General features: G+C 67.2%; 6 protein-coding genes. 5 read left to right on the plus strand and 1 reads right to left on the minus strand.

The features are described 5' to 3' along the window. Positions 1 to 432: 432 nt before the first annotated feature. On the plus strand, positions 433 to 1,881 hold the full coding sequence (locus tag DM816_RS22480; protein ID WP_117212318.1) for a VCBS repeat domain-containing M23 family metallopeptidase: 1,449 nt from the start codon (positions 433 to 435) through the stop codon (positions 1,879 to 1,881). A gap of 203 nt (positions 1,882 to 2,084) precedes the next feature. Here DM816_RS22480 and DM816_RS22485 read toward each other — a convergent pair whose 3' ends face one another. Continuing rightward, the gene (locus DM816_RS22485) at positions 2,085 to 2,570 is read right to left on the minus strand and encodes a hypothetical protein (protein ID WP_162907719.1); all 486 of its coding nucleotides are present in this window, start codon (positions 2,568 to 2,570) and stop codon (positions 2,085 to 2,087) included. A gap of 236 nt (positions 2,571 to 2,806) precedes the next feature. On the opposite strand from DM816_RS22485, the gene DM816_RS22490 reads away from it, so the two are divergent. From DM816_RS22490 to DM816_RS22510, 4 genes are all read left to right on the plus strand, one after another. Continuing rightward, entirely contained in the window at positions 2,807 to 3,220 is a 414-nt protein-coding gene (locus DM816_RS22490; RefSeq protein ID WP_117212320.1) for a hypothetical protein, read from the plus strand. Between the two features lie 74 nt (positions 3,221 to 3,294). Further along, the gene (locus tag DM816_RS22495; RefSeq protein WP_117212321.1) at positions 3,295 to 3,903 is read left to right on the plus strand and encodes a DUF305 domain-containing protein; all 609 of its coding nucleotides are present in this window, start codon (positions 3,295 to 3,297) and stop codon (positions 3,901 to 3,903) included. Positions 3,904 to 4,511: 608 nt separating this feature from the next. Then, positions 4,512 to 4,796 carry a hypothetical protein gene (locus DM816_RS22505; protein WP_246002126.1) on the plus strand — a complete coding sequence of 95 codons (285 nt, stop codon included), beginning with the start codon at positions 4,512 to 4,514 and terminating at the stop codon, positions 4,794 to 4,796. A gap of 283 nt (positions 4,797 to 5,079) precedes the next feature. After that, the gene (locus DM816_RS22510) at positions 5,080 to 6,456 is read left to right on the plus strand and encodes an FAD-binding oxidoreductase (protein ID WP_117212324.1); all 1,377 of its coding nucleotides are present in this window, start codon (positions 5,080 to 5,082) and stop codon (positions 6,454 to 6,456) included. The last annotated feature ends 284 nt before the right edge of the window (positions 6,457 to 6,740 follow it).

A 6,740-nucleotide genomic window follows, 5' to 3' on the forward strand; every position in this document is an offset into this window, starting at 1 on the left:
GAAGTCGGCTAGAACTATCGCTTGACCCGACGGCCTATCGAACTCACGTCCTCCGGTCGCGCCCGTAGTGGAACAGCCCTCGCGCGTTGGACCGGTCGCGCCTGTTTGTCGACCAGGATGCCATGTCGCTCCATTTTGCTGTGCCAGTGTGCGAGAACTGAAGATTGTCAGCAAACGCACAGCTTAACCGTCGGGTGCACGCCTACCGGGCGCTAGCGAGATGTAGTACCTTACTTCCCGCTGTGGCAGTTCAAATAAGACCCCTTTGATCTCAAGCGACCAAACCCCATAACAACGTGCCCTCCTGATCTTTGTTACCAGTCAGGAGCGAGCAACCGCAGGTGCCTGTCTGAAGGTCAACGCCAACGACCTGGGCACGAAATTCGGCGCGCGTTTGCGGCGCGGCCAGCCCTCGGATTTCAAGGAACAGGCATGCGTTTGTACAGCTCACGGCTCGTCGCGGCGGCAACGGTGACGCTTGCCGTCTGCAGCTTCGCCGCCGTGCCGGCGGCGGCGGCAGGCCCTCGGCCGGTGTTTCAGCTTCCCTTCCCCTGTGGCGAACAGTGGCAGGCCTTCACCCGATCGAACCATCGTCCGGTGGAGAAGGTCGACTTCGTCAGGGTCGGTGGACGCACGAACGACTCCCCCATTGTCGCTTCCTACGGCGGGCGGGTCATCGACGCCGGCTGGGACCCGGACGGCGCGGGCCACCACGTGAGCATCGACCATGGTGGCGGGTGGAAAACGCAGTACTTCCACATGATCAGGCCCCCGATGGTGACCGTAGGAGCCACCGTCAAGATAGGACAGCAACTCGGCAACGTGGGCAGCACCGGCGACAGCTCGGGCCCACACCTGCACTACGAGCAGCGTCGCGACAATATCATTGTGCAGGCCTACTTCGACGGACTCCGGACCACTGTCGCACCCGGCCGCCCACAGCGAATCAGCAGCAAAAACTGCGGTGCGCCAAGGCAATCGGCGACCGGCGACCGGGTCACGGCAAGCCCGACGCCAACACCGTCGGCGGAGGGCGGCCATGATGCGCCAAAGCGTTCGGTGGCAGGCGACCGCGACGGCGACGGCAAGACCGACCTGGTGCTGTTCCGCCCGAGCGAGGGCAAGTGGTACATCACGGCTTCCGGTGGGGCTCCTGACGAGGTGCTTTCGTTTGGTCGGGACACCGACAGGCCGGTGCCGGGTGACTACGACGGCGACCGCAAAACGGACCTTGCCGTCTTCCGTCCGAGCGAAGGCAAGTGGGTCATCCTTGCCTCCGGTAGTGGCCGCGAGCAGGTGCACACCTATGGTGGCGCCACCGACGTGCCGGTCCCGGGCGACTATGACGGCGATGGAGAGACCGATCTGGCGATCTTCCGTCCAGGCGACGGCAAGTGGTTTGTGGTGCCGTCCGGCAGGAGTCCGCTGCAGGTCCACGCGCATGGCGTGAAGACGGACAAGCCGGTGCCGGGCGACTACGACGGCGACGGCAAGACCGACCCCGCGATCTTCCGCCCGGCCGAGGGCACGTGGTACATAGTGCCCTCAAGCGGGGGCCTTCCGCAGGTGCACCCCCATGGGTTCGGAAACGACCTCCTGGTGCCGGGCGACTACGACGGCGACGGCAAGACCGACCTGGCGGTGTTCCGCCCGAGCGAGGGCAACTGGTTCATCCGCCCGTCCGCCGAAGGGCCTGGACGCATACAGGCCTATGGTCTCGAGGGTGACATACCCATGCCGGGCGACTACGACGGCGACGGCAAGGCCGACCTGGCCGTGCTCCGTCCCGGCGAAGGCAAGCTCTACGTGCTTCCGTCCGGCGGGAGCCCGGAGCAGATCCGTCCCGCCGCTCAAGGAGGCGCCGGTCCCGGACTCTCGTAGCAGAGCCTGGGCCAGGCGACTGCTGACGCCGCCTCACCCAACTACGCGACTCCGATCGGTGACGGTCTCCTGATAGGACGTTGCATCAGCGAATCGACACCATTGGAGTCGTGAAGGAGCCTCGACCATCTTGAGGCCGCCGTGATGCACGTGCTGTGGGACGCACAGGATGGCGAGTCGCCGCGAGTGCGCCCAGGGGTTTGTCAGGTCGCGAGCTCGGCTCGGTTGCCGCCGGAGGCGCGCTGCCGCCACAGCACTGCCAGCAGCACAGCAAGTCCGGAAAGGACGATGGCGCCGCCGCCGAATGCCACGACCAAGGTGGACCGTGAGGTGGTGGGCATCGCCGCCGCGGCACTGATCTGCCGAGTGTTGGTGCAGGCGTTGTCCTCAAACGGCGACGACGCGTTGAGGGTGTGGAACTCGTAACGGGCGCCCACCGCGTAGATCCGGTCCACCCTGGTGGCCACCGCGTCCAGGCTCGGTGTGCCGACGACGCTCACGATCTCGCCGTCGTCGGTTTTGACGGTGGCGCGGCGGCCGCCGTGATCGGTGGCCGTAATCGTGCCGGTGAACACCGCGGCTGCGGGTGGCAGGCTCTCGGCGCACGAGGCAGCGGCGGCTTGCGCCGGCAGCGCCAGCCCGGCCGCAGCGGCGATCGCGGCGATGACGAGCACACGCAGGGGTCTCATGCTGGTTCAGACGCCGCTGCGCAGGCGAGGGGTTGCACGACGGGGCGCTATGACCCGATGAGAGGAGAGGATCTCGGGCATGGGTGCCACGCCGGGTCAACCGGAGCGCACCCATTCGTGCACGGCTGCGGTGGCCGCCTCGTTGAGCATGTATCCCAGCCACACCACTCGGCCACCACATGCTCGTCCTGCCGGTGAGGGGATGACGACGATGGTGCTGCCGTAGCATCACCGGTATGCGGCACGGCGGAGGGCGGAGGGGTCCGGCGCTGCTGCTGCTTTTCCTCGTTGTCGCGGGCCTGTTAACGATGCATACCATCGGGCACTTCGGGTCACACGAGATGGTGTCGAGCGTGCACGGGCAGGCCGTGGTGGACTCCGAACACGCGCTGCCGATATCTGCCGGGTCAGGGCAGGGCGTAACCAGCACGCCGAACGAACCTGCGTTGCCGCTGGGGTCGATCGCGGTGTGCGTGGCCATCCTGTGCGGCCTGACCGTCCTCGTGGTCGCGGCACTGCTCGCCGCGCGGGCCGGCACCTGGCAGCGGCATATGCGCGCGCTGCCGGATCGGGTGACCCTTCCTGCGCGCGGACCGCCGGGCGCGCCGATCGGGCTCTTACTCGCCGACCTTGCGGTGGCACGGAACTGAGGGACACGGCGTGCGTTCTCGCGCGCCCGTGTGCTCGTTTCCCGTACCAAAATCCGCTTGGAAGGTTTTAGATCATGAATCGCATCCGTTTCACTGTCATGCTTTCCGCAGCTGTCGTCGCAGCCCTTGGCCTGTCGGCCTGCGGCCATGACTCCATGCCCGGCATGGACCACGGCAGCGGCAACAACCAGCCCAGCATTCCGGCCACCGCGAACTTCAACACCGCCGACGTGCAGTTCGCTCAGATGATGATCCCGCACCACGCGCAAGCCGTGGAGATGGCCGAGCTCGCCGCAAGCCGGGCCAGCGACCCGGAGCTCAAGGCGCTGGCCGCGACCATCAAGGGCGCGCAGCAGCCGGAGATCGACACGATGACCGGCTGGCTCAAGTCCTGGGGCCAGCCGTCCGCGATGCCGGGCGGGCACAACATGCCCGGCATGGGCACCGACATGCCCGGCATGATGTCCGAGGAGGACATGAACAAGCTCAAGGCCGCCTCGGGCGTGGACTTCGACCGGCAGTTCGCCCGGATGATGATCGCCCATCACAACGGCGCCATCCAAATGGCCCGCGACGAGATCAAGAACGGCAGCAACCCGGACGCCAAGCGCCTCGCGGCGGCCATCGAGCAGTCGCAGGCCGCCGAGGTCGCGCAGCTGCAAAAGATCCTCGACCGGCTCTAAACCATTTTCGAGCACGGGCCGGGCGGCACGCCGACGCGGCCGTCCGGCCCGGCCGATTCGGGGAGAGACAAATGATCAATCGCAGGAATCTGCTGCGCCGCCGCTCAGGAGATGATCCGCCAATAGGTCAGGTGTGTCCGATCGCCCACCGGCGTGCAGCGGTAGCCGTCCCAACTGCTCAGCCGCGAGCCGGGATCTGATCGGTATCCAGCGGGAGTCGTCCTCCTCCGAGATGAGCCGTGGTCCGCATGCACGGCACGCGGACCACGGCTCGCCTCACGCGTCGCAGGCGTCAGTCGATCGACTGCGCCGGAATTGCATGCGATGTGAATCCCCATCTCAGGTAAGGTTTCCGGGCCTGCCGTTCGCCGGTGAGAGCCTGACCCTCGCGCCGCTGCCCCACGACCCGGCGTGGCCGGCGGCGAACCCGGCGTAGGATGCGTCGACGTGAGCCACAGTCCGTGCTCGCGGGCCACCTCGGCGATCGGGTCCACGGCGCCGGTGACCACGGTGCCGGCGGTCGCGACGACGCACAGCGGATCGCCGCAGCCTCCATGGCACAATCGCCTCCGGTCCTCAAGGCCCGAAGCCGTGTAGTGTGGGGGCATATGGCTACCTATCGAAGTCCCGCAGTGCTGCTGTCCGCAGACGGCACGAGAGCGTCCGGCACCGCCGCCCTTTTCACTGAGCCCGCGCGTAAAGGTGGCATTGCGCCGTGGGCGGGCGATTTTCGGCTCGCGGCCGATTCCCCCCGCATCAAGAACCCGGTCGGTAAGACTCTGACGCTGGAAATGCCGGACGGCCGTTCCGGCACGGTGGTCGTGCAGGGCGTCAAAGGCGGATCGAAGAGCACCATCCTGGCCCTGATGGGCGAGGATCTGCCTCCATTCTGACGGCTCCGGCCGGCGCGCCCCCGGGTGCACCGCGCAGCTTTGTCAGGCCGGGGAGGTGCCGGGCTCAAGCAGCGCGGGATTCACTTGATGTTGGCCTAGTAGCGTCCAATGTGGCTGCGCGGGCACTGCCACCAGCCGCACCGGCACACTGAGCAGGTGCTCGCACCTGGCGCACCGAAAGCGCTCCACCGCGGCGATATCACGTCCGGCGGCGTGGAGCGCCTCTGATTTCGGTGACGGCCATCCATTACCACGACGCCAGCTTTGAGTAATATGTCCGTTTATGCGGAGACGTGGGTTGCTGCTGGCCGCCGGGCTGGGTCTGACCGGGGCGGCCGCGCGACGCACCTCGGCCACGGAAAGCGACTGGCGTGCGCTGGCCGCCGCCATGTCAGGCACGCTGCATCGGCCGGGCGATCCCGGATACGACCAGGCGCACCGATTGCACGATCCGCGCTTCGATCACGTGCGGCCGCCGGCGGTGGCCGGCTGCGCGACGGCCGTGGATGTGGCGGCGGTTGTCGGGTTCGCCAATCGGTTCGGATTGGCCGTGACCGCCCGTGGCGGCGGGCATTCCTACGTCGGCGCATCCACCTCGACCGAAGCGATCGTCGTGGACCTGCGTCTGCTCGACTCCGTCAGCTACACCAATGGCACGGCCACCATCGGTGGTGGCGCCCGGCTATTGCCGATCTACGAAGCACTCGCCGCGCACGGCGTCAGCATTCCAGCCGGATCATGCGGCACCGTGGGCATCGGAGGGATCGCCCTGGGCGGCGGGTTCGGGATGGCGGCTCGGCTGGCCGGACTCACCTGCGACGCCGTCACCGGCGTCGAGCTGGTCACCGCCGACGGTCTGATCCGTCATGTCGACGCGAACACGCAACCTGAACTGCTGTGGGCGTGCCGCGGTGGTGGTGGCGGACAGGTGGGCATCGTTACCCGGTACACCATCAAATGTTTTCCTATGGCGGACACCGGCTCGTTCACAGCCTACTGGCCCTGGCAGGACGCCCTGGCCGTCGCCCGAGGATGGCAGCAGCACATCGCGCCCGACCACGTCTGGTCGACGCTGCAGTTCGCCTCCGACCGCACCGTGCGGGTAGCAGGATTCACCATCGGCGCCGACGCGCAGCCCGAACTCGATCGGCTCATCTCGGCGGTTGGCCGCCCACCGGAGAACGCCTCGGTAGAGCAGCGGTCCTTTCTCGACGTCGTGCGGGACCGGGCGGGCCGAGCCACCCGCGCCACCCACCTGATCGGCAGCGACATCCTGCCCGCTCCCCTGTCCGATGAGACGATGCGGCAGGTGTTGACCGTCGTGGCTCGCCGCCACGGCAAACCCGCCACCGTGAAGTTCACCCCGCTGACCGGGGCGATGTCGCGAGTGGACCCGCAGGCGACCGCGTTCCCATGGCGCGGGGCGTTCGCGATGATCCAATGGCTGATCATCGACGCCCCCGCCGACGACGCCTACGCCTGGATTGGGCAAGGCCATCAGGCGGTGGCCGCGCAATCCATCGGTCGATACGTCAACTACCTGGAGCCTGACGCCCAACGGCTGCATCTGTACTACGGCCGCAACTACGATCGCCTTCGCGACCTGCGCCGCACCATCGACCCGCAGCGGCTGTTCCGCTCACCATTCGCCGTCACCTGACAGCGCGCGATAATCCGTCCTTGGCATGTTGTGCAAGACGACCTCGCAGCGATAGTGCTGCGATGCGCCCATCAATCCGCGGAACCCGGTCGGGGTCACCCGGCGCGACAATCGGCCGCAGACTGCGAGCTCGCCGCCAGCAGGGTCTGTTTCAGTAACGGTGTTTCCGGCGGATCTTCAGTAGTTCTCGGCGGCCGGGAACCGGTCACCGAACGTGATGGCGAAAGCGTTGAGGACTGGCTTCCAACGCACCGCCCATCGGGTCTTGCCGGTACCGGTCGGAT

It is taken from the genome of Allorhizocola rhizosphaerae, from assembly GCF_003426775.1.
GTDB lineage: Bacteria > Actinomycetota > Actinomycetes > Mycobacteriales > Micromonosporaceae > Allorhizocola > Allorhizocola rhizosphaerae.